This is a genomic window from Streptomyces sp. NPDC002520 (assembly GCF_053595235.1).
The window spans coordinates 160,972-187,117 of record NZ_JBSFXG010000005.1 but is presented as its reverse complement, the minus strand read 5'-3'; the positions used below and the strand labels follow the sequence as shown (position 1 = coordinate 187,117).

16 protein-coding genes are annotated in these 26,146 nt (G+C 72.2%); 8 read left to right on the top strand and 8 right to left on the bottom strand.

Annotated elements, in window-relative coordinates; genetic code table 11:
• Positions 1–8: 8 nt before the first annotated feature.
• Together ACWD5D_RS10780 and ACWD5D_RS10775 are read right to left on the bottom strand one after the other, a co-directional pair.
• Positions 9–1,412: an FAD-dependent oxidoreductase gene (locus tag ACWD5D_RS10780; protein ID WP_451372553.1), complete on the bottom strand. Its 1,404-nt coding sequence runs from the start codon at positions 1,410–1,412 to the stop codon at positions 9–11.
• A 491-nt stretch (positions 1,413–1,903) separates the two neighbouring features.
• Positions 1,904–3,334, bottom strand: coding sequence for an FGGY family carbohydrate kinase (locus ACWD5D_RS10775; RefSeq protein WP_451372452.1), 1,431 nt, complete (start codon positions 3,332–3,334; stop codon positions 1,904–1,906).
• Between the two features lie 256 nt (positions 3,335–3,590).
• On the opposite strand from ACWD5D_RS10775, the gene ACWD5D_RS10770 reads away from it, so the two are divergent.
• The 5 genes from ACWD5D_RS10770 to ACWD5D_RS10750 all read left to right on the top strand — a co-directional run bounded on the left by ACWD5D_RS10770 (position 3,591) and on the right by ACWD5D_RS10750 (position 11,384).
• Positions 3,591–4,586 carry a hypothetical protein gene (locus ACWD5D_RS10770; RefSeq protein WP_451372451.1) on the top strand — a complete coding sequence of 332 codons (996 nt, stop codon included), beginning with the start codon at positions 3,591–3,593 and terminating at the stop codon, positions 4,584–4,586.
• Between the two features lie 131 nt (positions 4,587–4,717).
• On the top strand, positions 4,718–6,250 hold the full coding sequence (locus ACWD5D_RS10765) for an amino acid permease (protein ID WP_451372450.1): 1,533 nt from the start codon (positions 4,718–4,720) through the stop codon (positions 6,248–6,250).
• Positions 6,251–6,435: 185 nt separating this feature from the next.
• On the top strand, positions 6,436–7,527 hold the full coding sequence (locus ACWD5D_RS10760) for a mechanosensitive ion channel family protein (RefSeq protein WP_451372449.1): 1,092 nt from the start codon (positions 6,436–6,438) through the stop codon (positions 7,525–7,527).
• 636 nt (positions 7,528–8,163) lie between these two features.
• Positions 8,164–10,383, top strand: coding sequence for an NADP-dependent isocitrate dehydrogenase (locus ACWD5D_RS10755; protein WP_451372448.1), 2,220 nt, complete (start codon positions 8,164–8,166; stop codon positions 10,381–10,383).
• A gap of 209 nt (positions 10,384–10,592) precedes the next feature.
• Complete coding sequence (locus ACWD5D_RS10750; protein ID WP_451372447.1) at positions 10,593–11,384, top strand: N-formylglutamate amidohydrolase; 792 nt, start codon at positions 10,593–10,595, stop codon at positions 11,382–11,384.
• 78 nt (positions 11,385–11,462) lie between these two features.
• Here the strand turns inward: ACWD5D_RS10750 and ACWD5D_RS10745 are convergent, their stop codons facing one another.
• The 3 genes from ACWD5D_RS10745 to ACWD5D_RS10735 are packed head-to-tail and all read right to left on the bottom strand — an operon-like array spanning position 11,463 to position 14,064.
• The gene (locus ACWD5D_RS10745) at positions 11,463–11,999 is read right to left on the bottom strand and encodes a hypothetical protein (protein ID WP_451372446.1); all 537 of its coding nucleotides are present in this window, start codon (positions 11,997–11,999) and stop codon (positions 11,463–11,465) included.
• A gap of 5 nt (positions 12,000–12,004) precedes the next feature.
• On the bottom strand, positions 12,005–12,643 hold the full coding sequence (locus ACWD5D_RS10740; RefSeq protein WP_451372445.1) for an RNA polymerase sigma factor: 639 nt from the start codon (positions 12,641–12,643) through the stop codon (positions 12,005–12,007).
• Positions 12,640–14,064, bottom strand: a complete 1,425-nt coding sequence (locus tag ACWD5D_RS10735; protein ID WP_451372444.1) for a S8/S53 family peptidase — start codon at positions 14,062–14,064, stop codon at positions 12,640–12,642. Before ACWD5D_RS10735 ends, ACWD5D_RS10740 begins: the two co-directional genes overlap by 4 nt.
• Before the next feature lie 134 nt (positions 14,065–14,198).
• Here ACWD5D_RS10735 and ACWD5D_RS10730 point away from each other — a divergent pair, with 134 nt between their 5' ends.
• On the top strand, positions 14,199–16,811 hold the full coding sequence (locus ACWD5D_RS10730; protein ID WP_451372443.1) for a CHAT domain-containing protein: 2,613 nt from the start codon (positions 14,199–14,201) through the stop codon (positions 16,809–16,811).
• Positions 16,812–17,027: 216 nt separating this feature from the next.
• Here the strand turns inward: ACWD5D_RS10730 and ACWD5D_RS10725 are convergent, their stop codons facing one another.
• A complete protein-coding gene (locus ACWD5D_RS10725) occupies positions 17,028–18,827 on the bottom strand; it encodes a LuxR family transcriptional regulator AbsR2 (protein WP_451372442.1) in 1,800 nt (599 codons plus the stop codon).
• Positions 18,828–19,102: 275 nt separating this feature from the next.
• Between ACWD5D_RS10725 and ACWD5D_RS10720 the strand changes: the two genes are divergently transcribed.
• Positions 19,103–19,270: a hypothetical protein gene (locus tag ACWD5D_RS10720; RefSeq protein ID WP_451372441.1), complete on the top strand. Its 168-nt coding sequence runs from the start codon at positions 19,103–19,105 to the stop codon at positions 19,268–19,270.
• A gap of 97 nt (positions 19,271–19,367) precedes the next feature.
• Positions 19,368–20,189: an MBL fold metallo-hydrolase gene (locus tag ACWD5D_RS10715; RefSeq protein WP_451372440.1), complete on the top strand. Its 822-nt coding sequence runs from the start codon at positions 19,368–19,370 to the stop codon at positions 20,187–20,189.
• 100 nt (positions 20,190–20,289) lie between these two features.
• Here ACWD5D_RS10715 and ACWD5D_RS10710 read toward each other — a convergent pair whose 3' ends face one another.
• Entirely contained in the window at positions 20,290–22,263 is a 1,974-nt protein-coding gene (locus tag ACWD5D_RS10710; RefSeq protein WP_451372439.1) for a discoidin domain-containing protein, read from the bottom strand.
• 66 nt (positions 22,264–22,329) lie between these two features.
• Positions 22,330–25,890 (bottom strand): choice-of-anchor D domain-containing protein, encoded by a 3,561-nt coding sequence (locus ACWD5D_RS10705; RefSeq protein WP_451372438.1) that lies wholly within the window; start codon positions 25,888–25,890, stop codon positions 22,330–22,332.
• Positions 25,891–26,146 lie beyond the last annotated feature (256 nt).

Sequence of the window (26,146 nt, the reverse complement as noted above, 5' to 3'; positions counted from 1 at the left end):
TTCCGCGGTCACCGGCCGGCCTCCTCGAAGAGCTGCCGTACCGCGGCCCCGCAGTAGAACCCCTGGCAGCGGCCCGCGCGGGCGCGGGTGCGGCGGCGCAGGCCGTCCAGGGTGCGGGGCGGGATCGTACTGGCGAGGGCGTCGCGGATCTCGCCCCGGGAGACGCGCTCGCAGTGGCAGACGAGAGTTCCGTACTCCGGGTCGGCGGCGATGAGTTCGGGCCGCTGGTACGGGCGCGGGAACGCCTCGCCGAGATTGGGCATGCTCACCGGGGCCGGTTCCTCCGTCGGGCCGAGGTCGAGCCCGGTCTCCGCCAGCAGACCGACGACGTGGGCCGCGATGGCCATGGACGCCGTCAGGCCGGTGGAGCGGATGCCGCCGACGGTGACGTGCGCCTGCTCGGGGTGGGCGGTGATGCGGTAGTCCTCCTGCTCGGTGGCCGCGCGCAGTCCTGCGTAGACGGCGGTGACCTCCTCCTCCGTCAGCGCGGGCAGGATGCGGCCGCCCTTCTCCCGTAGCTGGGCGAGGCCTTCGGCGGTGGACTGCGTGGCCCGTTTGTCCTCCAGGTCCTCGGCGGTGGGGCCGAGCAGGACGTTGCCGTAGACGGTGGGGGCGACCAGGACGCCCTTGCCGAGAGCGGTGGGGACGGGCAGGAGGATGTGCCGGACGAGGGGGCGTGAGAGCTTGTCGTGGACGATGAGCTGGCCGCGGCGCGGGGTGACGGTGAAGTCGTCGTGGCCGAGCGCCCGGTCGAGGGTGTCGGCGTGCAGTCCGGCCGCGTTGACGAGGTGACGGGCGCGCAAAGTGCCCCTGGAGGTGGCGAGAACGTGCCCCTCGGGACTCCGGCTCGCCTGCTCCACACGGGTGTTCAGATGCAGGTGTACGCCCGTGCGGACCGCCTGGGTGGCGTAGGCGAGGGTCGTCGTCCAGGGGCAGATGACGCTCTCGCCGGGTACGTGCAGTGCGCCCAGCGCGCCGGGGCCGAGGTGCGGCTCACGTGCGTACAGCTCGCCGGCGTCGAGGAGCCGGGCGTCCGGGTAGTCGTTGCGCTCGGCTTTCGCGGCGAGGCGGGGCAGCGCGGCCAGTTGTTCCTCGTCCCAGGCGACGAGCAGGGCGCCGACCGGTTCGACGGGGATGCCGGACTCGGCCGCGTAGGCGGCGAGCCGCCGGGAGCCCTCGCGGACGAGACGGGCCTCCAGGGAACCGGGGGTCGCGTCGAAACCGGTGTGCAGGATCGCCGTGTTGGCCTTGGAGGTGCCCTGGCCGACGTCGTCCTGGGCCTCGATCAGGGCGATGCGCAGGCGGGGGTGGCGGGCGAGTTCGCGGGCGACGGCACAGCCGACGACTCCGGCGCCCACGACCGCCACGTCGTACGACCGCTCGGGCAGCGGACCTTCGGCGGTGACCGTGATGTCGGGCGAGGTCGCTTTGCAGGGGGCGGTCGTCTCGGGCGGCGGGCCGTCGCCGGTGGCGCTCATGTCGCGCGGCGGCTCCCCGCCGGTGGTGGTCATGTCGCGCGGCGGCCCCTCACCGGTGGTGGTCATGTCGCGCGGCGGCCCCTCACCGGTGGTGGTCATGTCGGGCGGCGGCCCCTCACCGGTGGTGGTCAGGTCACGCACCGGCTCCCCGTTGGTACCGGCGATGCCGGGCACCGACCCCTCGCCGACGGTGGCCACGCCGGACGCCGGCCCCTCGCCACTGATGATCACCTGGGGCGGCAGCCCCTCGCTGGAACCGGCGATGCCGGGCACCAGCCCCTCGCCGACGGTGGTCACGCCGGACGTTGGGCCCTCGTCGGCGAGGGCGATGTCACGCGGCTGCCCCGCGCCGACGACGGTGTTGCCGGGCACCAGCCCCTCACCGACGACGGTGTTGCCGGGCGGCAGCCCTCCCGTGGTGCCTGTCATGAGGCGAGCAGTGCGGCGACCGCGGTGCGGAAGCCGGCCAGGCGTTCGGCGGCCTGGTCGGCCGGGATGCGGGGTTCGTACACGGCGGCGGGTTTCCCGTCGGGCAGGGCGTCTTCCACGGTCAGCGTAGGGTCCGCGCCGAGCCGGGCGAGGACGGCGGCGCCGAGTGCGGTGGCGTCGGGGAGGGCGGAGACCTCGACGGGGCGCTGCAGCAGGTCGGCCTGGGTCTGCATGAGCAGGGCGGAGCGGGTCAGGCCGCCGTCGACGCGCAGCAGCTCCAGCGGGGCGCCGAGGTCGGTCGCCGCCGCCTCGGCCAGTTCGACGACCTGGGCGGCGAGGCCCTCGCACAGGGCGCGCACCAGGTGTCCGGGTCCGGTGTCCAGGCCGAGCCCGGTCAGGGAGCCGCGCAGGTCGCCGCGCCACCAGGGGGCGGCGAGCCCGGCGAGGGCGGGGACGAAGGTGACGCCGCCGCTGTCGGGGACGGAGCGGCCGACCGGGTCGAGGTCGGCGGCCGAGGAGATGACGCCGAGGTCGGTGAGCCAGCGGACGGCGGAGGCGGCCGTGTAGACCTGCCCGTCGAGGCAGTAGCCGGTGGCGCCGGCGAGCCGCCAGGCGACGCAGCTGACCAGGCCCGAGGTGCCGCGCCGGGGTGTGTCACCGGTGTGCGCGAGGAGGAACGCGCCCGTGCCGTAGGTGCATTTGGCGGCGCCGGGCCCGGTGACGCGCTGCGCGAGGAGGGCGGCCTGCTGGTCGACGGCGAGGCCGGTGACCGGGATCTCGGGGCCGAACGCGGTGGTGGTGCCGACGAGTCGGGCGTTGTCGACCACCTCGGGGAGCCGTTCGCCCAGGAGCCCGTAGACGTCCAGTGCCCGCGCCGACCACGTGGCGCGGTCCAGGTCGAGGAGCTGGGTGCGTCCGGCGGTGGCCGCGTCGGTGACGAAGGCGCCGGTGAGGCGATGGACGAGCCAGGCGTCGGAGGTGGTGACGACACCCTCGCCGGTCAGGTGACGGCGGATCCAGGCCATCTTCGGCGCCGCGAAGTACGGGTCGAGAGGCAGTCCGGTGAGCTGCTTCAACTCATCGCCGTACTCGGCGAGTTCGGCGCACACGGTGTCGGCGCGCCGGTCCTGCCAGACGAGGGCGTCGGCCAGCGGGCGGCCGGTCGCCGGGTCCCAGGCGAGGACGGTCTCGCCCTGGTTGGCCAGGCCCATCGCCACGACGCCCTCGCCCGCCTCGGCGAGCGCGCGCCGGCCGGCCTCCAGGACGGACCCGTACAGGTCGGACGGATTCACCTCGACCCGGCCCTCGGGCAGATGCCGGGGGCGCACGGCGGCGAACCCGGTGCCCAGGACGCCGCGTTCGGGGCAGACCACCAGGGCCTTGGTGCCGGACGTGCCCTGGTCGACGGCGAGCACCGGCCCCGTCATCGCACCCTCCCGCGGATCCGCTGGGCCCCTCCGAAGATCACCGCACCAGCCTCCCGCCGGGCCGCGTCCGGCGTCAAGCACGTCCTGTTCGATCAACTCCGCTTTTGGTCGCTTGAGTTGAGAAGCATGGCACGGCGCATCCGACACCCCTATAGTGACCGCCGACCCGCACAAGATCCCTCACCCCCACCATAGGAGGGCTGTTGCCGCATCACGCCACCCTGCCCGTCCGCTCGCGGACCGGGGCGGGGCGCTGATGGCCAGGGACGGAGTACGCCCCTCGTACGACCCCGCCGGCCACGACGGCGCGCTGCGCGGCGCTCTCCAGGATCTGCGCACCGGACGCTGGATGGCGATGCGCACCCTGCTCGCGGACACCACCAACTGGTGCCAGTGGACCCAGCGCACCCAGGTCCTCGCGGCCGCGGCGGCCGGCACCGACGTGGTGCGCACCTGGCTGGCGGAGGAGCCGCACTGCCGGGCGGCCGCGGTGATGTACGCCCGGGTCGGGGTGGAGCGGGCGCTGCGGGCGCAGCGTGAACAGCACCGCCGTACCGGCGAGTTGTGGATCGAGGCGTGGGAGGCCGCCCGGTCCGCCGCGGACGCCGCGCCGCAGGACCCGGTGCCCTGGGTGTGCCTGCTGGCGCTGGCCCAGCTCGATCCGGAGCAGCGCTGGGAGGAGCACCGGGAGCCGCCACCTGATCCCATGCTGCCGCCGGGCCCGTGGGGGCTGCTGGCCCAGGCCGACAAGCGCGACGCGTACAACCGCGAGGCCCACCACCGGATGCTCCAGTTCCTGTACGCGCGCGGCGGTTCCTCGGGCCGGCTCGCGGAGTCCTCCGGGTACGCGCAGTGGGCCGCCGGTACGGCGCCGCCCGGGTCCGCGCTGCACGTGCTGCCGCTGTACGTCCGCGTCGCGCGCTACCGGCGCGCCAGCGGCCACGACGCGGCGCTCGACCTGCACTGGGTGGCGGAGGACGCGGCCCGGGAGGCGCAGCGGTCGCTGTACTCCTGGTTCGAGCACACGCACCGCGCCGAACGCTCCCTGCTGGACCTCAACCACCTGGCTCACGCCCTGTGGGGTGCCCTTCAATTCCAGGACGCGGCACGGGTGTTCGAGGCCATCGGCCCCTACGTCACACCTCTGCCCTGGATGTACCGCACCCCGGACCGTAGCGCCGCCGTCCAGGTGTTCCGGCAGGCCAGGGCCCGCTGTCGCGCGGCCGTCAAGGACCACGGCCCGCACCCCTGACGCCCACCCACTGTTCCAGGCTCCCCGCACCCTGACGCCCACCCACTGTTCCCGGCTCTCCACTTCCCCGGCTTCCCCCGCTTCCCCCGACTCCCCCGGCGCTTCCCCCTACTCCCCCCGGAGGTCTCCGCATGTCCCCCACGCCCGAGCCGTCGGCCTCGCCCGGCGTGCCGCAGCACGACGAGGAGCAGCGGCTGCGCGAACTCGGCTACCGCCCGGTGCTGGCCCGCCGGATGGGCGGGTTCGGCAACTTCGCGATCAGCTTCTCGGTGATCTCGATCCTGTCCGGCTGCATGACCCTGTACGGCTTCGGCCTGAACACCGGCGGGCCCGCCGTGATGCTCTGGGGCTGGGCCGGGGTCGGCCTGTTCGTGCTGTGCGTCGGCCTCGCGCTCGCCGAGGTCACCAGTGCCTACCCGACCTCCGGCGCCCTGTACTACATGGCCGACCGGCTCGGGGGCCGGCGCTGGGGCTGGTACACGGGCTGGCTGAACCTCCTCGGTCTGCTCGGCGCGATCGCCGGCATCGACTACGGCGCCGCCCTGTTCACCGGCGCCTTCGCCAACCTTCAGTGGGGATTCGAGCCGACCCCCGGCAAGACCATGCTGATCTTCTGCGCCATCCTGCTGCTGCACGCGGTGCTGAACCTGTTCGGCGTCCGCCTGGTCAGTCTGCTCAACTCGATCAGCGTGTGGTGGCACCTGGCGGGCGTCGCGCTCATCGTCGGCGCGCTGGCGATCGTCCCCGACCACCACCAGTCGGCGTCCTTCGTGTTCACGAAGTTCGTCAACGGAACCGGCTGGGACAGCCCCGTCTACGTGGCGGCGATCGGCCTGCTCCTCGCGCAGTACACCTTCTCCGGCTACGACGCCTCCGCTCACCTGTCCGAGGAGACCTCCAACGCCTCGGTGTCCGCCGCGCAGGGCATCGTCCGGTCCATCTGGGTGTCGTGGATCGCGGGCTTCGTGCTGCTCGCGGGTCTGACCTTCGCGATCCAGGACTACGCCGGCACCGTCGGCACCGACACCGGGGTGCCGCCCGCGCAGATCCTGCTCGACGGGCTCGGCACCGACGGCGCGAGCGCGCTGCTGCTGGTCGTGATCGCCGCCCAGCTGTTCTGCGGCAACGCCGAGGTCGCCGCGGCCAGTCGCATGGTGTTCGCGTTCAGCCGGGACGGGGCGCTGCCCGGCTCGCATCTGTGGCGCAAGGTCAGCGGCCGCACCCAGACCCCGGTCGCCGCCGTGTGGCTGTCGGTGATCGTCGCGGGCGTCCTCGCGCTGCCGTCCCTGTACTCGGCGACGGCGTACGGCGCGGTCACCGCCATCAACGTCATCGGCATCACCCCTGCCTACGCCATCCCGGTGCTGCTGCGGCTGCGCGCCGGCGACCGCTTCCGGCCGGGCCCCTGGAACCTGGGCCGCTGGAGCAGGCCGATCGGCTGGATCGCGGTGATCTGGGTGGCCGGGGTGACGGTGCTGTTCTGCCTGCCGCAGTCCTCTCCGGTCACCGCCGACACGATGAACTACGCGTCGGTGGCCCTGGCCGTCGTCCTGGTCCTGGCGAGCGTGTGGTGGTACGTCGCCCGCCGCTCGTACGGCACGCCCACCACCGCCGCCTACGGCAGCGACCGCGACCAGGCCGAACTCGCCGAGGGCATCGTCTGAGTGACGGGAACCGAAGCCCGTCGAGGTGCGAACTGGTGTTCCGGATGAGGCAGGATGAGCGATCGCGTCGCCCGTCGGGGAACCGACGGCGGCGCGATCGCACATTCCGCACATCGAGCAGGTGACATCGTGACGAGACTTCACATCAGGCTCCGCACAGCCGCTTTGCGCCCCGGGGGTGACCTGTGAACCGTGCGCTGACCCTGGACGACCTCGTCCTCGCCGGCATCGCGCTCGCCGCGGGCCTGGTGCTGGGCCTCCTGTCCCGCGCGGTGCTGCGCTGGCTGGCCAAGCACGCCAAGCGGACCAAGTGGAGCGGCGACGACGTCGTCGTGGACGCGCTGCGCTCCGTCGTCCCGTGGGCGGCGATCGCGGGCGGCGCGGCGACGGCCGCGGTGGTGCTACCGCTGACCCGGACGGTCCAGCACCACGTCGACCAGGTCCTCGAGGTGTGGCTGATCTTCGTGGTGACCCTGTCCGCGGCCCGGGTGACAGCCGGCCTGGTCCGTTCGGTCACCCAGTCCCGCCAGGGCGTGGCCGGCTCGGCCACCATCTTCGTGAACATCACCCGCGTGCTGGTCCTGGCGATCGGCTTCCTGGTGGTGCTGCAGACCCTCGGCATCTCCATCGCGCCCCTGATCACCGCCCTGGGCGTCGGCGGTCTCGCCGTCGCGCTGGCCCTGCAGGACACCCTCGCGAACCTCTTCGCGGGCATCCACATCCTCGCCTCCAAGACCGTGCAGCCGGGCGACTACATCCGGCTCAGCAGCGGCGAGGAGGGATACGTCGTCGACATCAACTGGCGCCAGACGACGGTCCGCCAGCTGTCCAACAACCTGGTGGTCATCCCCAACGGGCAGCTCGCCAAGGCCAACATGACCAACTTCACCCACCCCGAACAGCGGTTGACGGTGCTGGTGCAGGTCGGCGTCGGCTACGACTGCGACCTCGAGCACGTGGAGCGGGTCACGGCAGAGGTCATCGGGGAGACCATGCACGAGGTCGAGGGCGCCATCCCGGACCACGAACCCGCCATCCGCTTCCACACCTTCGGCGACTCCCGCATCGGCTTCACCGTGATCCTCGGCGTCGGCGAGTTCAGCGACCAGTACCGGATCAAGCACGAGTTCATCAAGCGCCTCCACCGTCGCTACCGCGCGGAGGGCATCCGCATCCCCTCCCCGGCCCGGTCGGTGTCGCTCCAGCAGGGCTCGGCGGTGATCCCTCAGCAGCGGAACGGGGAGGACGTCGTCGGCGGGACGACCGCGATCGACTGAGGCAATCCCGGACGGCCCCCCGCTCCCACCCCCGGGGGCCGCCTCCGGCGGATCGTCCCGACAGGTGTCGTACCGATGCGCGAGGCCGCCGGGCAGGACGGGACCCGCTGACACCAGCGGCTGCACAGGATCTCGCCGAGGGCCCGCTCCTCGCGCGGGGTCCCGCGCCGAGGCAGGCGGGCAGGCGGGCAGGCAGGAAGGCAGGAAGGCAGGAAGAGCCTGTCGTACCGGATGAACCTGTCGTACCGGATGAAGCGGCGGGGGCCGACGGCCCCCTTCAGCGCCTGACCGGCGTCCCCGATCCGGGCATCGCCCCGCACGAGACCCTCCCGGAGCCGCGGCACGGAGCCATGGAAACACCTCCTGACCAGCACGGACGCGAAGGGCGGCGTCCCGGTCGGTCGCCGGGACCGGACGGGTTCCGGCGGCCTCGGCCCGGCGGGTGCCGGGCACCGTGACGGCCCGGTCACCCCTCGGAGAGTGTGACAGAGGACGCCCTACCGAGCGCATACCGTCACCGGCCCGGCACGCGTCCGACACGGCGCGCAATACCAGTCCCCTACCCCTGTCGAGCCTGCCGGGATCACGAGATATCTTGATGTCGAGCAATGTTGCAGACGTGGAGCGGAGCACCCGGTGACTGACTCGACCATCATCTACACCTACACAGACGAGGCCCCGGCCCTCGCGACGCATTCGTTCCTGCCGGTGGTCCAGGCGTACGCCGGGCAGGCCGGTGTCGCCGTCGAGACCCGCGACATCTCCCTGGCCGGCCGCATCATCGCCCACTTCCCGGAGTACCTGAACGAGGACCAGCGCATCGCGGACGCGCTGGCCGAGCTGGGCGACCTGGCCAAGACGCCCGAGGCCAACATCGTCAAGCTGCCGAACATCTCGGCGTCGATCCCGCAGCTCAAGGCCGCCGTGGCCGAGCTGCAGGGCAAGGGCTACGCGCTGCCGGACTACCCGGACGACCCGAAGACCGACGAGGAGCGCGAGATCCGCGCCCGCTACGACAAGGTCAAGGGCTCCGCCGTCAACCCGGTGCTGCGCGAGGGCAACTCCGACCGCCGCGCCCCCGCCTCGGTGAAGAACTACGCCAAGACCCACCCGCACCGCATGGGCGCCTGGACCCCCGAGTCCAAGACCAACGTGGCCACCATGGGCCAGAACGACTTCCGCTCCACCGAGAAGTCCACGGTGATCGCCGAGGACGGCACGCTGCGCATCGAGTTCACCGGTGAGGACGGCACCACCACCGTCCTGCGCGAGTCCGTGCCGGTCCTCAAGGACGAGGTCGTCGACGCCTCCGTGATGCGCGCCGCCGCGCTGAACGAGTTCCTCGCCGCGCAGGTCGCCCGCGCCAAGGCCGAGGGCGTCCTGTTCTCCGTGCACCTGAAGGCCACGATGATGAAGGTCTCCGACCCGATCGTCTTCGGTCACGTGGTGCGTGCCTTCTTCCCGAAGACCTTCGAGCAGTACGGCGAGACGCTGGCCGCCGCCGGTCTGTCCCCGAACGACGGCCTGGGCGCCATCCTCAAGGGCCTGGAGTCCCTGCCCGAGGGCGACGCGATCAAGGCCTCCTTCGACGCGGAGATCGCCGAGGGCCCGGCGCTGGCCATGGTCGACTCCGACAAGGGCATCACCAACCTGCACGTCCCGTCGGACGTGATCGTGGACGCGTCCATGCCGGCCATGATCCGCACCTCCGGCCACATGTGGGGCCCGGACGGCCAGGAGGCCGACACCCTCGCGGTGCTGCCGGACTCCTCGTACTCCGGTGTCTACCAGGCCGTGATCGAGGACTGCCGCGCGAACGGCGCCTACGACCCGTCCACGATGGGCTCGGTGCCGAACGTCGGCCTCATGGCGCAGAAGGCCGAGGAGTACGGCTCCCACGACAAGACCTTCGAGATCCAGGCCGCGGGCACCGTCCGCCTCGTCGACCAGGCCGGCGACGTCGTCCTGGAGCAGCCCGTCGCCGCCGGTGACATCTTCCGCGCCTGCCAGACCAAGGACGCCCCGATCCGCGACTGGGTCAAGCTGGCCGTCACCCGCGCCCGCGCCACCGGCGACCCGGCCGTGTTCTGGCTGGACGAGACCCGCGGCCACGACGCCGTGATCATCGAGAAGGTCAAGCAGTACCTGCCGGAGCACGACACCGAGGGCCTGGACATCAAGATCCTTCCCCCGGTCGAGGCCACCAAGTTCTCCATCGAGCGCATCCGCCGCGGCGAGAACACGATCTCCGTCACCGGCAACGTGCTCCGTGACTACCTGACCGACCTCTTCCCGATCCTGGAGCTGGGCACCAGCGCCAAGATGCTGTCGGTCGTCCCGCTGATGGCGGGCGGCGGCCTGTTCGAGACGGGTGCCGGCGGCTCCGCGCCGAAGCACGTCCAGCAGCTGGTCAAGGAGAACTACCTGCGCTGGGACTCCCTCGGCGAGTTCTTCGCCCTGGTGCCGTCCTTCGAGCAGTACGCCGACTTCACCGGCAACGCCCGCGCCAAGGTCCTCGCCGACACCCTCGACCGCGCCACGGCGACCTTCCTCAACGAGGACAAGTCCCCGACCCGTCGCGTCGGCGGCATCGACAACCGCGGCAGCCACTTCTACCTGTCCCTGTACTGGGCGCAGGAGCTGGCGCGGCAGACGGAGGACGCGGACCTGGCGAAGGCCTTCGCCCCGCTGGCCGAGACCCTCGCGGCGAACGAGCAGAAGATCGTCGACGAGCTGCTCGCCGTCCAGGGCTCCCCGGCCGACATCGGCGGCTACTACCAGGTCGACAAGGCCAAGGCGGACGCGGTCATGCGCCCGTCGGCCACCTGGAACGAGGCGCTCGCCTCGCTGAGCTGACGCCGGCGGCTCCCGAGCCGTCGTCATGAGTGACCCCGCCCCGGTCGGCACTGCCCGGCCGGGGCGGCGGCGTCTCCGGACGGGGCGGGATTATGTCCGGACGGGCGGCAGCAGACACGGACAGTGCCGTGTGACACCGTGATCCGGCACCACGCCGCCGACCACTGCGACGACCTCTCCGTCGCCCACGCCTCGCCCTGGAGCAGCCCGTGCCCGACCCCGCCGCCTCGTTCGAACTCCTCCCCGGTGCCGCCGAGTCACCCGTGCTGCTGCATGTGCCGCACTCGGCGCGGGCGATACCCGAGGAGGTGCGCGGGGGAATCCTGCTGGACGACACGGACCTCGCGCGGGAGTTGGACCACATCACCGACGCGCACACCGCGGAGATCGCCGAGCGGGCGGCCGGGCTGACCGGGTTCACTCCCTGGCGGTTCGTGAACCGGCTGTCGCGGCTGGTCGTGGATCCGGAGCGGTTCCCGGACGAGCGGGAGGAGATGCTCGCCGTGGGCATGGGAGCCGTGTACACGCGGACCACGCACCGGGGTGAACTGCGGGCATCGGGCACCGATCCGGAGCCGCTGGTAGAGCGGTACTTCCGGCCGTACGCGCGGGCGATGACCGAGGCGGTGGCGGGACGGCTCGCGGCGACCGGGCGGGCCGTCGTCATCGACGTGCACTCCTATCCGACGCGGGCGCTGCCGTACGAGCTGCACGGCACGGGCCCACGTCCACCCGTCTGCCTCGGCACGGACCCCTTCCACACCCCGCCCGGACTGCGCGAGGCGGCGCGGACGGCGTTCGCGGGGTGCGGGGAGACGGGGCTGGACAGCCCGTTCAGCGGGACCTACGTACCCCTGGAGTACTACGGGCGGGAGCGGCGGGTGAGCGCGCTGATGGTGGAGATCCGGCGGGACACCTACATGACCGAGCCCGGCGGACCGGCGGGACCGGGCCTGGAACGGCTCGCGTCCGCGCTGGCCGCGCTCGTGGACACCGTCTAGCACTCGCTTTTCCTCGCCTCGGCATCCGGCTGGAGCAGTCCCGCGGGACAGGACGACCGGGTACGTACGACGGCGGGCTCAGGCGCGCAGCCACTGCGTGACGATCACCTCGTCGCCGGTGCGCAGCCGGAGGGCGAACGGGCCGGCGGGCGGTGCCTCGCTGGTGAAGCGGCCCAGGGTGTCGACCTCGACCGGCCGGGCCGACCGGGGTCCGGCCAGCACCTCGATGCGCGCGGACTGCGGCGGCAGCACCTGGCCGATCAGCCCCTCCCCGGTGACCTCGACATCCAGGGTCAGGCCACCGGCCTGGAACGTCAGCATCCGCGGGGCGTCCCGCACTCCCCTGACCGGCAGCCCGTCCACCCGAGAGTCGAAGGCCAGCTCGGCGATCCGGGCGTCGAGGTCGTGCAACGCGTAGGCATCCAGAGCGAGTTGGACCAGACCTTCCGGTACGGGATCGAGCACGGCCGCCGCCTGGCGCAGCTCCTCCTCCAGCGGGTCGCCGTCGACCCCGGCGTCGTCGAAGCCGATACCGGCGAGGCCGTCCTCCGGGCTCTTCGGGCCGGGCAGATCGCCGTCACCGAACTCGTCGCCGGGGAACTCTTCGTCGTTCATGCTCCTCACACCGTCCCTCGGGCGTCCAGCCGGGCCCGCAGCCGGCGCAGACAGCGCTGGCGCAGGGGCCCGATGCTGCCGACCGCGATGCCGAGCGCGGCCGACACCTCCAGATAGCTGGGCGGCGGCGAGGCCATCAGCACGCGCAGCAACTGCCTGCACCGCTCGCCGAGTTCCTCGAACTCCTGCCACAGCTGGCGGATCCGCTCGGCCCGGTCCGCCTCCTCCTCGGAGTCGATCAGCGACTGTTCCGGCGTGCTGGCCTCGCTGGCCCGGTCGAGCACCTGCGGGTCGTCCGTCAGCGTCAGCCGCGCCAGTCCCTTGAGCACCTTCAGACACTCGTGCCGTGCCGTACTGGCCAGCCAGGCGCCGGCCTTGTCGGGTTCGCGGAGGCGGCCGAGGTACTGGGCGAAGCGGAACCACACCGTCTGGTAGACCTCGTGCGCGTCGGCGTCCGAGAGCCGGTACGCACGCACCACCGACCACACCAGCGGACTCAGCCCTTCCACCAGCGCCTTCCAGGCCGCGGCATCGCCGTCGACGGCCGACCTGACCAGCGCGCCGACCTCTGTTCGGTCCACGGCTCCACCCCTCGTGTACGGCACGTCATCGTACGCCGTGGAGTGGAGGGTTCCGGCGCTCATGCGGGCTGCGCCGGGATCATGACCGGAACCGGACGCCAGGTGGGCGGGCGGAGCGCCGGGGCCCGCGCCCCGCGCACGTCGGCGGACTCCGTGACGGAGGCGAGCAGTCGGGCGCGGGCGGCGCGCGGGTCCCGTTCCTTGTGCGCCGTCATGTGGGCGGCGACGAGGGCGGCGACGACCGGGGTGGCGAAGGAGGTGCCGCTCCACTGTGCGAGGCCGTCGAACATCACCTGGTCCGGCTTGCCGGCGGTGCCCTCCCGCGCCTCGCTCAACACGCCGGTGTGACGCGGGTACTGGCAGGTGCAGGCGTAGTCGAAGCCGAACCGGCAGGCATCGTAGGTGGAGTGCTGGTACACGTACGGCACGGGCGTGCCGAAGCCGGTGAGGGCGCTGGTGAGCCGCTCGCCGGGGGCGTGGACACGCACCCAGGGACCGTGGTTGCTGAAGCAGGCGGCGGACTCACCGTCCCCGCGCAGCGCGCCGACGGACAGCACGCAGTCCTCGTACTCGGGAAGGGCCGCGTAGGCGGCCGGCCAGAACGGGCTGTCGCTGGCGTTGTTGCCCGCGGCGGCGACCAACAGGGTGCGCTGTTCGCGTAGTTCGCGCATGAACGCGTCGAGTCCGATGAGGCCTTCCGCGCCGGCGCCGGCGGTGCCCGCGGAGAGGCTGATGATGTCGGGCCAGCCGTCCTGGTCGACGGCGTCGAGGAGCTTGGCGCCGAACTCGGACTCCAGGACGGCACCCGCGTCGCTCAGCGTGCCGCGCACGGTGATGTCGGTGTTGGGCGCGACGGCGGCGAGGATCCCGGCGATGAAGGTGCCGTGGCCGACGTACTGCCGGAGGACTCCGTCGGTGCCGGTCTCGCTCGTCTGCTGATCGCCGCTGGTGTGGGCGAGCAGCGGGTAGGACGTGTGGTCGTGCACGAGGCCGGTGTCGACGACGAGGACGCCGACGGCCGTGCGCGCGTCGTGACGTCCCTCGGCCGGTGCGGGGTTGGGTGGTCCGCCGCGGGGAGCGGGCACCGGCTCGTCGCCGGGGCAGGCGTTCACCGCGATGTGCACCACGTGGTTGCGGCTGACCAGCCGGCGGCCCCGGCGGCCCTCGGCCTCCCGCAGGGCGCCGAGGGCGTGCGGGACGACATCCTCACCGTGGGCCGGGTCGGCGACCCGGATGCGGGTGACTCCGGTGCGGTTGTCCCCCGGGCCCGCGCGACCCACATGGTCGGGAACCAGGCCCCGGGTGTCGGTGAAGTGGGTGCGCACGGTGTCCTCGACCAGGCGGGCCTCCTCGCCGTCGCGGGCGAGGACGACACCCTTCTCGTAGAGGAACTCGGCGGAGTCGTCCGGCCCCATGGCCAGGGGGATGTCGGGCATGGAGCGCTGGATGTGGTCGAACTGCTCGTGGAATCGCTGAGGTGCCATGGCGTGTTCCTCCCCCTGAGCCGGTGTCCGTCAACGAGAGTCGCCGGACGTCCGATTGATACAGCCGGCGGGCCGTCCGGTACAGAGAACGGGCGACGGAGAACCCGTGTGACGGGTTCTCCCGGGGCACTACCATGCGAGGAGTGACAGCGGGAAGCGCGCCGGTACTCGAACTGCTGCCGATGGTCTTCGCCGACCCGGGCGAGGCACGGGCACGCGCCGAACGGATACTGCACGCCGGTCCGCCGCCGCTGCACGCCAGCGTCGCCCACCAGGTACTCGGCATCTGGCAACGGGACTTCGGCGACCTGAGCATCGCACTGCGGCATCTGCGCCGGGCCCGGGACCTCGCCGCGCGCGCCGAGTCGGCCGAGCGGGAGGCGGACGTGCTCGCGACGCTGGGGGTCGCCCTGGTGCACGCGGGGCGCACGCGGCAGGGGCTCACGGCGTTCGAGCGGGGGGTCGCGCGGGGCGCCGGGCACACCAGGGCGCGGGTGCTGTACCGGCGTGCCTATGTGTGGTGGGTGCTGGGGCACCACCGGGAGTCCCTGGAGGACGTACGGCGGGCCCTGCCCGTGCTGCGGCAGGCCGGTGACGACATCTGGACCGCGCGGGCGCTGACCTTGCGGGCCACCGTGCATCTGGCGCTGGGCGCGGTGGAGCGGGCCGACGCGGACTTCACGGCGGCCGAGCGGCTGTGGGACACCACGGGCCAGGAGCACGACAAGGCGGACGCGGTGGAGAGCCGGGGCCTGGCCGCGTTCCGGTCCGGGGACATCCCGGTGGCGCTGCGGCTGCTGGACGAGGCCGAGGAGCGGTACGCGAAGCTCGGCACGCCCACGTTCATGCTGTCCGTGCGGCGCTGCGAGGTGCTGATGGCGGCGGGGCTCGCCCCGGAGGCGCTCACCGAGGCGGACGCGGCGATCGCCCTGCTGGACCGGATGGGCGGGCAGTCCACGCGCAAGGCCGAACTGCTGCTCGCCGCCGCGCGGGCGGCCCGTTCGGCCGGCGATCCGCACACCGCCATCGCCCGCGCCGCCGACGCCGTACGGCTGTTCGCGGGGCAGCGGCGGACCTGGTGGGAGACGCATGCCCGGCTGGTGCTGACCGAGGCGCGCGCGGCGGCCGGGCGCGGGTCCGGGCGGCTGGTCGCCGACGCGGCGAAGGTGGCCGAACGGCTGGACGCCTTCGGCTCGCCGGCCGCCCCCGAGGCCTCACTGCTGGCGGGACGGACCGCGCTCGCCCTCGGCCGGTCCGCGGACGCGGAGCGGCACCTGGCGGCGGCCGCGCGCAGCCGCCGCGCCGGAGCCCCGCCGGCCCGCGTGACGGGCTGGGCCGCGCAGGCGCTGCGGGCCCGGGCGGCGGGCTCCGCACGCGGGGTGCTGGAGGCCTGCCGGCGGGGCCTGGACGTCCTCGACGACCACCGGATGACCCTCGGCGCGTCCGAACTGCGGGCCCGCGTCACCGCGCAGGGCGCCGAACTGGCCGCGCTCGCGCAGGAGGCGAGCCTGGCGCAGGGCAGCCCGCGCCGGCTGCTGGAGTGGAGCGAGCGCTGGCGGGCCACCGTGCTGGCCGCACCGCCCGCCCGACCGCCCGCCGACCCCGCCCTCCTCGGGAACCTCACCGCCTACCGGGAGATCGCCGCCCGCGCGGAGGAGGCCCGCAGGGACGGCCGTCCGGTCCCGGCCCTGGAGCGTGAACAGCGGCGCCTGGAGCGGGAGATCCGCTCCCGTACCCACCACATGCGCGGGGAGGCGCCCGGCTCCGGCGACCGCTTCGACACCGGCCGGCTGCTGGACCGGCTGGGCGACACACGGCTGGTCGAACTCGCCGTGGTGGACGGGCGCGTGCACGTACTGCTGTGCGGAGGCGGCCGGGTACGGCGGTTCACGGGCGGCTCGCTCGCGCAGGCGGTGACCGAGGCGGAGTACGTACAGGCCGGACTACGACGGCTGGCGCACCCCGGTGGCGAGGGCCGGCTCCCGCTGGTCGCCACGGCCGGCCGTCGGCTGCAGGAACTCCTCCTCGCCGGTGCCGTACCGCACCTCGGGTCGGGGCCGGTGGTGATCGTGCCGCCGGGCGCGCTGCACCGGGTGCCGTGGGCGCTGCTGCCCGCGCTGCGGGAGCGGGTGCTGAGCGTGTCGCCGTCGGCGGGCAGCTGGCTGCGCGCCGGAGAGACCGAGCCGCCGCCCGGCGGCCGGCACGTCCTGGTCCGCGGCCCCGGCCTCGTCTCGGGCGGCGCGGAGGTACCCGAACTGGCCGGCCGCAACGGCGCGGCGACCGTCCTGGAGGGCGAGGCCGCGCAGGTCCCCCGCGTGCTGGAGCACCTGGACGGCGCCGCCCTGGCCCATCTCGCGGCGCACGGCACCTTCCGCGCCGACAACCCCCTGTTCTCCGCCCTCCGGATGGCCGACGGCCCCCTGATCGTCCACGACTTCGAACGCCTCGCCCGCAGCCCCTACCGCATCATCCTGTCCAGCTGCGACACCGCGCGCCTCGCCTCGGTCGGCGCCGACGAACTCCTCGGCCTCGTCACCGCGCTGCTCCCCCTCGGCACAGCCGGCGTGGTAGCCAGCAGCGCCCCCGTGAACGACGCGGCCGTGGTCCCCCTCATGCTCGCCCTCCACAAGGGCCTGGAAGCGGGCCTCTCCCTCGCCGAGTCCCTCCGCGACGCCCGCACCGCCCAACCCTCCGACCCCATCCACCAGTCGACCGCCTGGGCCTTCACCGCCTTCGGCGCGGCCTGACACCGCCCCACCGACCAACACCCCGAGGGGCGCGGGGAACCGCGCGACCGGCCACGACCCACCGGCAGCAGACCGACAACCCACACCCACGACGCCGCAACCCCGCCGACCAGCGGCCCACCACCCCCCAAGGGGCGCGGGAAACCGCGCGACCGGCCACACCCCACCCGCGGCCGGCCGACGACCCGCACCCCCTCCCCCGGTCCCGACACCCCCTTACGCCGGCCGCGCCTCCGGCATGTCCATCAACCACGGCAACGCACCCCGATCACTCGCCCCGAGCCGCGTGTACGCGCTGTACAGGTGATTCCCGACGGTCCGCACGGACAGCGTCAGCCTCTCGGCGATCTGCCGATTGCTCAGCCCCGCCGCCGCGAGAGCGACAATCTGCCGCTGCCTCGCCGTGAGTTCACCGAGGACGAGCCCGGACAACGCCGGCGTGCGCGCCCCCTGGCAGCGGCGGGCCAGCGCGACGGCACGGGTACGGGAAAGCCGCGCGGCACGCGGATCCCGGTGAGCGCGTACCGCCTGCGCACACGCCTCCGCCGCGAACAGCACGAAGCCCCGCTCCTCCAACTCCTCCGCCACCCGGTCCAGTCCCGCCCCGTCCCCCCGGGCCAGCGCCTCCGCGTGCCGGGCGAACACCCCGCCGGCCGGCAGCCGCCCGGCAACCCGCTCGGGCGCACCGAGTCGTACGGCGTCGTAGAGCGCGAACACCTCGTCCCCGTCGACCACGCCCAGGTCACCGTCGCCGTCCCCCCGAGCCGCCGCGGCCCGCGCCCCACTCTCCCCGTCTCCCCGTCCGACCTCCTCACCCAACTGCCCTTGAGCCAAGTCGAGTTCGCGACAGCACACCGCATCCCCCGGCGTCCGGCTCACCCCCTCCCGCGCCCAGGCCACCGCCTCCCGCAGCTCTCCCCGCAGCCGCGCGTACCGCGCACGCACGGCGGCGTACCGTGCGGGCACCGGCAGCTCCTCGGCGAGCAGCCAGTCCCCCACCGGTGCCGGTACCGGCGTCACCCGCTGCTGCTCCAACCGCCTTACGAAGACGGACCGTTCGGCCTCCAGGGCGGGCCCGAGCCGTTCCGGCGCGGGTGCGAGGCGACGGGCCCGCAGCCGGCCGGCGGTGGCGCGCACGGCCGGCCCGTGCAGGGGGTGGGAGAGACGGACACGGCCCCGCTCGTCGACATGGACGAGGCCGTCCGCCTCCAGGTCTTCGAGGACACCCAGGTCGAAGTCGTCCAGCGGGAGCGGAAGAGGCTCGGCGAAGGCAAGGCGGTCGAGACTCTCGCGTTCCCCGGGTCCGGACCGGTCAAGGACGACGGCCAACCGCTCCCGTACCGCCCCGGTGACGGGGACCGCGCCGCGCCACGCCCACTCGTCGCCGTCGGCTACGCGGGTCAGCCGCCCGGACGCGCGCAGCGCGCCCAGCAGGTCGCGCAGCAGCCGCAGGTCCCCGCGACACAGCCGGTGCAGCCGGTCCGTGGTGAGCGGTTCCAGGCGGGCCGCGGCGAGGAGTCGGGCGGTGTCCTCGCGGGGCAGCGGTTCCAGGGACAGCCGGGGCAGCAGTTCGCCCGTCCACAGCCGGGTCACCGCGTCCGGCGCCGCCGCGCCGTCGGTGGCGGCCACGACGAGGCGGGTGCGTCCGTGCACGGCGAGCTGGTGGACGAGCGCGGCCGAGGCCTCGTCGAGGAGGTGGGCGTCGTCGACGACGAGGAGGCGCACACCGCACAGGAGCTGGACGGCGCGGTGCAGCGAGACGGACTCGGGGAGCAGGTGCGCGAAGGCCGCGAAGGGCAGTCCACGGGTCTCGGGTGTCCCGGTCACCCGGGCCCGGTCGGCGCCCCGGACCGCCTCGGTGATCAGCCGGGTCTTGCCGCTGCCGGCGGGTCCGGTCACCACGATGCCGTGCCGTCCGGAGGCCAACGCGTCGCGGACCAGTTCCAGTTCGTCCTCGCGGCCGGTGAACGGCCAGGGCAGTTCAAGGGTCTTCGCGTCCTGATTGTAAGTCGTCACGTCAACAGGAGTCCGGTTACTCAGTTCTGATACAGGCCGACTTGAGTAGCCCCCGACTCAGGCGCCGCCAGGGCGTGGGACGGCACTCTTACTGTCCTGAGTCCGGCACCGGGGGAATCGGTCGGGCGGACGTCTCCTTCGGGGGAGGGAGACGTCCGCCCCGGCCATGCCGACACGCCGTTCGCCCAATCCGCGAACGGCGTGTTTTCATGTCCGGCCGCGCGACGATCCAGCCCCCGCGCGGGAGTGTCGGTGCCCGCCGGTAGGTTCGCGACATGAGTTCAGGACTGACCGTGTATCTGCTGGACGTCGCCCGGACGCGCGCCCTGGTCGGGTCCGGTGACGAGGAGCTTCTCCAGGTGGACGGCGTCATGCAGTGCCTGGGCTGGATGCGCCACGCGGAGGCCCGGCCCGGCTTCGGCCTCATCGGGTTCGTCTCCTGAGGCTCGTGCGCTCGTGAGCTTCGCCGGTGACCTGCGTGGTAGCGTCCCGGCGCGGGCCGGGGCAGTGCCATCCCCGGTCCACCTGCGAGGAGGTGCCATGGACGTCGCCTGGATCCACGGTTCGCCGTCGGCCAAGCACAACACCGACCCGGACATCCAGGTCCACGCCTACGACGAGGACACCTTCGTCCTGCGGCAGAACATGGCGGTCCACTACGAGGCGCCGTTCCTGTTCCTGCTGTTCGGCCGGGACCGGGCCGTGCTGATCGACACCGGTGCCACCGAGTCGCCCGAGTACTTCCCGCTGCGCCGGGTGGTCGACCAGCTCGTCACCGACTGGCTCGCCCGCCACCCTCGCGACGGCTACCACCTGCTCGTCCTGCACACCCACGCGCACGGCGACCATGTGGCGGGCGACGGCCAGTTCGCCGACCGCGCGGACACCACCCTCGTGGGCGCCGACCGCGACAGCGCCTGGCGGTACTTCGGGTTCGACACGGATCCGGACGCCGTCGCGCACGTCGACCTGGGCGGCCGGGCCCTGGAGTGCCTGGCCACCCCGGGCCACCACGAGTCGGCGGTCACCTACTACGACCCGGCCACGGGTTTCCTCCTCACCGGCGACACGGTCTACCCGGGCCGCCTCTACATCGAGGACGTCCCGGCCTTCACCCGCAGCATCGACCGCCTGATCGACTTCGCAGACCGCCGCCCGGTCACCCATGTCCTCGGCTGTCACATCGAGATGACGACCACGCCGGGCGTCGACTACCCGGTCCGCACCACCTACCAGCCCGACGAGCCCCCGCTCGAACTGCCCCCCGCCCGCCTCCGCGGCGTCCGAGAGGCCCTTGCCGAACTGGGCGACGGCCGCACCTGGCGCGCGTACCCGGACTTCGTGCTCTGCCCCCACACGTGAGCGACGCGCCGGGGCAGCCGGCCAGGGAGTGCCGAGCTGCCACCAGCGCGCGACACGCACAAACGTGGAACGCGACCGCAAGGCCGAGGCCCTCTGTTCATCAGGCGGCGAAGACCTGGAACTCCGAGACCTGCCCGGCAGGCCAGCCGTTGTTGGCGGTGAAGGTGAGCCGTACGTAGCGGGTGGTGGCGGTGGACGGGAGGGTGAGGGTCGCGGTGTTGCCGGTCGCCGGGTCGAAGGTGTAGCCCGCGGAGGCGAGCAGCTGGGCGAAGGTGCCGCCGTCGGTGCTGCCCTGGACGGAGATGGTCTGGGTGCGGGTGGCCCAGACGGTCGCCGGGGGGAGGTTCAGGACGATCCGCCTGACGCCGGTGGAGGCGCCCAGATCGACCTGGACCCACTGCGGGAAGGCGTTGTTGGCGGACTCCCAGTAGGTGTTGGTGTCGCCGTCGGTCGCGTTGCCCGAGGCGTAGACCTGGGTGTGGCTGCTCTCCGCGGTGGGCCGGTGGAGGGCGAGGTTGGTGGTGCCGGAAGGGGGGTCGGTGGTGACGGTGACCTGGTTGGAGGGCTGCGACACGTTTCCCGCCGCGTCGAGGGCGACGACGTCGAAGGTGTACGCGGTGGACGCGCCGAGTCCGGTGACGGTGAACGAGGTGGCGCTGGTGGTGCCCACCTGCGTGCTGGTCGAGCCGGACACCTGAAGGATGCGGTAGCCGGTCACGCCGACGTTGTCGGTCGACGCGTTCCAGGCCAGCGAGACGGAGGTGCTGGTGTGCCCGGTGACGGTGAGGGCGCCCGGCGCGGCGGGCGGTGTGGTGTCGCCGCCGGTGGGGACGACCGGCTGGGTGGGACGGATGGCGGTCAGCGCGATCTGGCCCTTGAGCATGCGGCCGCCGTCGCCGGTCAGGCGCAGGTAGTAGTCGGAGGAGCAGGCGGTGCCGTCCTCGTCCAGAGCGAGGAACCCGGAGTTGGTGGGCACCCAGTCCTGAGTCTCGGCGGTCTTGGCGATCTGGTTGCCCTCGTTGTACTCGTCGAACATCGAGATGTAGATGCCCTGCACCCCGGCCCGCACCACGTTGTAGAACTGCCGCCACATGAAGTCGCCGTGCGCGCGCTGCCGGCCGGAGACGTCGCCGGGCAGGACGCAGGGCTGGTAGTCGATGCCGTTGGCGTTGCAGTCGGCCTGGTCGCCGACGGTGTAGGTGTTGTAGGCGTTGTCGGCCTCCGTCACGTTGCCGATGGCGCCGACCATCCACGGCGAGATCATGTTGAAGGCGTGGTAGACGCCCAGGAAGCCGGGCCGCGAGCCCCCGGTGCCCGTCCGCCATTCGCGCGGGACACCGCCGATGACGTAACACCCCTGGCCCTTGAACCAGTTGACGACGTCGAGGCAGGCGTCGGCGGAGAAGGGGTGGTTGGGGTCGTTGAAGCCGAAACCCCAGATGCAGACGACCGGCTTGCCGTTCTGCATCGCGTACGCCGAGGACGCGGTGTGCGCCGACATCTTGTTCGTCCAGTCCGTCTTGATCTCGGACTGCATGTTCGTCCAGTTGGAGACGTCGTACATGATGTAGAACTTCCGCCCGTACGCCTCGGCCGCGCTGCGCACCTTCGTCGCCATGGCGTCGCGGGTGGGGCCCTCGCCGCCGGTCGGGTTGAAGCGTTGCAGGGCGGCCGTGTCGATGCTGTTCTGCTGCATCCACAGGAAGTGGGTGTTCACCGTCTGCTGGTCGTACGAGGAGAACAGCGTGGCGGGCCGGCCGTTGCCGAGGGCCGCGTACGAGGTCTGGTACGTGTTGGTGAAGTCACGCACGTCGGGCCAGCATGTGATGTTGGTGTTGGTCGGGGACGGCGACCGGCCCCAGTCCTGGCTCCAGTGCCACCAGCCGTTGATGGGCGCGCCGTCGCCGACGCAGGCGAACCAGCCCTGGTAGCCGACACTGACCTTGCCGACCACGTCGCCCGGCGCACTGGCCGCCGACGCCGTCGGGGCGAGTACGGTCTCGGTGGCGCCCACGGTTCCCACCGCGGTGGCCGCCATCGCGGCCCTCAAGAAGACTCTGCGTGTGACACCCATCTGGACTCCTCTTCGGTGGTCGGTGCCGCCGGGCGCGAGGTCGCCCGGCGGCACCGACAGGTCGGGTCAGGTGTTCCAGACCTGGAATTCGGAGATCTGACCGGCCGGCCAGCCGTTGTTCGCCGTGATGTTCACCCGGAGGTACCGCTGGGTGGTCGCGGTGAACGTGATGGTGACCGTGTTGTTGGTGGTCGGGTCGAAGGTGTACGTGGCCGACGACTTGACGGTGGTGAAGCTGGAGCCGTCGGTGCTGCCCGACAGGGACAGCGTCTGGTTGCGGGCGCCCCAGGTCGCGGGGAGCTGGAGGACGACGCGGCTCGCACTCTGCGCGGAACCGAGGTCGACCTGGACCCACTGGGGGAAGGCGTTGTTGGCGCTCTCCCAGTAGGTGCCCTGGTTGCCGTCCGTCACGTTCGACGACGGGTACACGTCGGTGTGGCTGGACTCGGTGGTGGCCGCGCCGGCCGCCAGGTTCCTGCTCACCGTGCCGGCGCCGGTGCCGGTCAGCGCGACCGTGGTCGTGCCGTTCGACGCGTTGCTGGCGATGCTGAGATCACCGGTGCGGGTGCCGGACGCGGTGGGCGCGAACGTGACGCTCACGGTGCAGGAGGCGTTCGCCGCGATCGACGCCCCGCAGGTGTTGGTCTGCGAGAAGTCACCCGTGACAGTGATGCCGGAGACGGTCGCCGCCGCGGTACCGGTGTTGGTCACCGTGACCGTCTGCGCGCTGCTGGCGGTGTTGAGTGCCTGGGTGGAATACGTCAACGACGTGGGGCTGGCCGACAAGGTCGCCGGCGAGGAGCCGCCGTCGCTGGGGAACACCTCGAAGTCCGACAACTGGGCGGCGTTCCAACCCGTGTTGGCGGTGATGTTCACCCGCACGTATCTCGCCGTGGCGGCGCTGAACGTGATGGTCACCGTGTTGTTGTTGCTGTTCGGGTCGAAGGTGTACCCGGCCGATGCCTTGATCGTGGAGAAGCTGGAGCCGTCCGTGGATCCCTGCACGGACAGCGTCTGGGTTCGCGCCGACCACGCCGCCACCGGCGGGAGTTTGAGCACGACCTTGCCGACGCCGTAGTTCTGACCGAGGTCGACCTGGGCCCATTGCGGGAACGAACCGTTCGTGCCCTCCCAGTACGTCGAGGCGTCCGGGTCGGTGAGGTTCGAGGCGACGTACGGGCTGTTGCTCGAACTCGCCGACGCCGGCCGCCCGGCGGCGATGTTGGTGGTGCTGTCGATGCCGCTGCCGGCCAGGGTGACGACGGTCGGGCTGTTGTTGGCGTTGCTGGTGATCGTCAGGTTGCCGGTGCGCGAGCCGCCCGTGGTGGGCTTGAAGCCGACGTTCACCGTGCAGGACGCGCCGACCGCGAGGGTGGAGCAGTTGTTGGACTGGCTGAAGTCACCGGTCACCGCGACGCCCGAGACGGTCGCCGAGGCGGTGCCCGAGTTCGTCACCTTCACCGTCTGCGCGGTGGCCGACGAGCCGACCACCGTTGCGGCGAAGGTCAGGCTCGCCGGGTCGGTGTTGAGGACCGGGCCCGGCGCGGTGCCGGTACCGGAGAGGGAGACCGTGTTGGTGATCCCGCCCGCGTTGACGGTCAAGGCGCCGTTACGGCTGCCGGTGGTGGTCGGCGCGAACTTCACGCTGACGGTGCACGAGCCGTTCGCCGCGATCGACGAGCCGCAGGTGTTGGTCTGGGAGTAGTCGCCGGTGGTGGAGATCGACGAGACGGACGCGACGGTGTTGGTCGGGTTGGAGACCGTCACGGTCTGGGCGTCGCTCGTCGAACCGGTCGGGACCGAACCGAAGTTGAGCACGCCGGGGGTGGCCGTCACGCCTTCGGACGGGTAGGGCGGGTAGACCGGAGCCGGCCACCCTCCGCAGTACGGCGTGCCGCCGATACCGGAGTTGCCGCCGCCGTCGGTCACCGTGAAGCTCCCGACCGAGCAGCTGTACACCGGGGAGGAGTAGCCGACGCCGGTGGCCGTGACATCGGTGAACTTGGCCGCGCCGCCGGTCTGTTCCTGGAGGGCGAAGGTTCCGGTGCCGGCGATGGTCACGTTGGTGAGGTTGACACCGCTGATGGTGCCCTCGACCCACTGGACGGCCTCGTACGGACTCTGCTGGATCAGCGCGTTGGTCACGTTGATCGGGCCGGTGATCGCGCCCTGGCTGCCGTCGAACCACAGGGCGCCCACGCCGAACTGCCAGTTCGGGTCGAGGCTGCCGTCCCGGATCATGGTGTTGTCGGAGATCGTGGTGGTGCCGACCGGCGTCGACGAGAAGCGCTGCCCCACATGGATGCCGCCGCCCTGGGTGATGCCGCTGTCCACCACCCGGTTGCCGCTGACGGTGTTGTCGTGACCGCCGTAGATCGCGATGCCGTTGGCGAGGATCTGGAGTGACACGGTGTTGTCGGAGATCGTGTCGTTGGCGTCGGCGCCGATACCGGAGTCCGCCCAGGTGGCGATGCCGTCGTCGCCGGTGTTGCGGATGTCGCTGTTGGTCACCTTCGAGTTGGTGACGGCACCGTGGAAGTTGACGCCGTCCGCGGTGGTGTCACGGATGCGCATGCCGCTGAACGTCAGCCCGTCCATCGGGCCGTCCATCCAGGCGCCGACCTTCATGTGGTCGATCCACAGGCCGGAGACGGTCGAATTGCTCATCGCGCCGCCGATGCCGTTGACCTGGGCACTGTCGTCGCGCTCCTGCACATTGCCGAAGATCGCGAAGTTCTGGAGGTGCACGCCGGTGCTGGCCGAGGGTGCGGAGTTGCCGTAGAAGCCCGGTGCCGTGCCGGTGACGGTCGAGTACCACATGCCGGCGCCGGCGATCGTGACGTTGTTGACGCTGATGTGGCCGGGGATGTTGTAGGTGCCCGGCGGGATCCACACGGTGCCGCCGGGGCCGGCCGCGCTGATCGCGGCGTTGAAGGCGCTGGTCGCGTCGGTCGCACCGGTTGGGTCGGCGCCCTTGCTGGTCACCGACACCGACCCCGGGGGTGCGGTCAGGGCGGCGCCGACCTGCTCGAAGTCGGCGAAGTCGATGGTGTACGAGGAGGCAGTGTTCCCCGGGTCGACCTGCAACTTGAAGGTCGTTCCCGCCGGATAGGTGGTGGAGAACAGGCGGTGCGCCTCGTCGAAGAAGTGGTGCGGGTTGCTGCCCGGCGAGTTGGTGAAGGGGTAGCTGCCGTAGTACCAGCTGTAGGCGTTGGTCAGGGTGAAGTCGGGCTGCTTGACGCCGTTGACGTACAGCGACAGCGAGGCGGTGTAGACCGAGCCGCCCGAGGTGTCGGGGATGCTGTACCGGAAGTTGATCGAGTTGGTCGCCACCGGCGTGGTGAACGTGACGTACGCGCCGGTGCCCTGGAGCGTCGTCGCCTTGCGGTACGACGCCTCGTCGGCCAGCTGGCCCTGGGTGTAACTCGGGCCGATGGTCGTGCCGTTGGTGGCGGAGTTCTCCGCCTGCACCTCGACGTACGGCAGGCTCGCGCCGCTGCCGCCGGTGGCGGCGGCCGCCGCCCAGGCGGGTGGGACGGCCAGAGCGACGATGCCGACGGCAGCCACCATCGCGGTGCTGACCGCCCAGACAAGGGCTCGTCTCAGTTCTCGGATGGAATGGAGCACTTACCACTCCTTTTATCAGAACATGCCGGAAATGTTCCGCCGACATCGCCAGGGAGGGAGGGACGTGACGCAAGGAGGGACGGGAGGGTGGGGGGAAGGCAGGGGGGTGCTGGTGACGCGAGGGGGACCGTAATGTCAGCGACAGGGTCACGCAATGACTAGACAGAACATTGCAACAATAAAATTTCAGCGTGCAAGATCTAATGTGCCGTCTTGAGGCCGCATCCTGCGCCGTGCCGGGCACGGCGGCACGCGG

What these genes read in the sequence shown, in the direction of transcription:
- ACWD5D_RS10775 (WP_451372452.1), bottom strand. Translation starts at nt 3,334, where the DNA reads ATGACGGGGCCGGTGCTCGCCGTCGACCAGGGCACGTCCGGCACCAAG.
- ACWD5D_RS10770 (WP_451372451.1), top strand. Translation starts at nt 3,591, where the DNA reads ATGGCCAGGGACGGAGTACGCCCCTCGTACGACCCCGCCGGCCACGAC.
- ACWD5D_RS10765 (WP_451372450.1), top strand. Translation starts at nt 4,718, where the DNA reads ATGTCCCCCACGCCCGAGCCGTCGGCCTCGCCCGGCGTGCCGCAGCAC.
- ACWD5D_RS10745 (WP_451372446.1), bottom strand. Translation starts at nt 11,999, where the DNA reads ATGAACGACGAAGAGTTCCCCGGCGACGAGTTCGGTGACGGCGATCTG.
- ACWD5D_RS10740 (WP_451372445.1), bottom strand. Translation starts at nt 12,643, where the DNA reads ATGAGCGCCGGAACCCTCCACTCCACGGCGTACGATGACGTGCCGTAC.
- ACWD5D_RS10735 (WP_451372444.1), bottom strand. Translation starts at nt 14,064, where the DNA reads ATGGCACCTCAGCGATTCCACGAGCAGTTCGACCACATCCAGCGCTCC.
- ACWD5D_RS10730 (WP_451372443.1), top strand. Translation starts at nt 14,199, where the DNA reads ATGCGAGGAGTGACAGCGGGAAGCGCGCCGGTACTCGAACTGCTGCCG.
- ACWD5D_RS10720 (WP_451372441.1), top strand. Translation starts at nt 19,103, where the DNA reads ATGAGTTCAGGACTGACCGTGTATCTGCTGGACGTCGCCCGGACGCGC.
- ACWD5D_RS10715 (WP_451372440.1), top strand. Translation starts at nt 19,368, where the DNA reads ATGGACGTCGCCTGGATCCACGGTTCGCCGTCGGCCAAGCACAACACC.
- ACWD5D_RS10710 (WP_451372439.1), bottom strand. Translation starts at nt 22,263, where the DNA reads ATGGGTGTCACACGCAGAGTCTTCTTGAGGGCCGCGATGGCGGCCACC.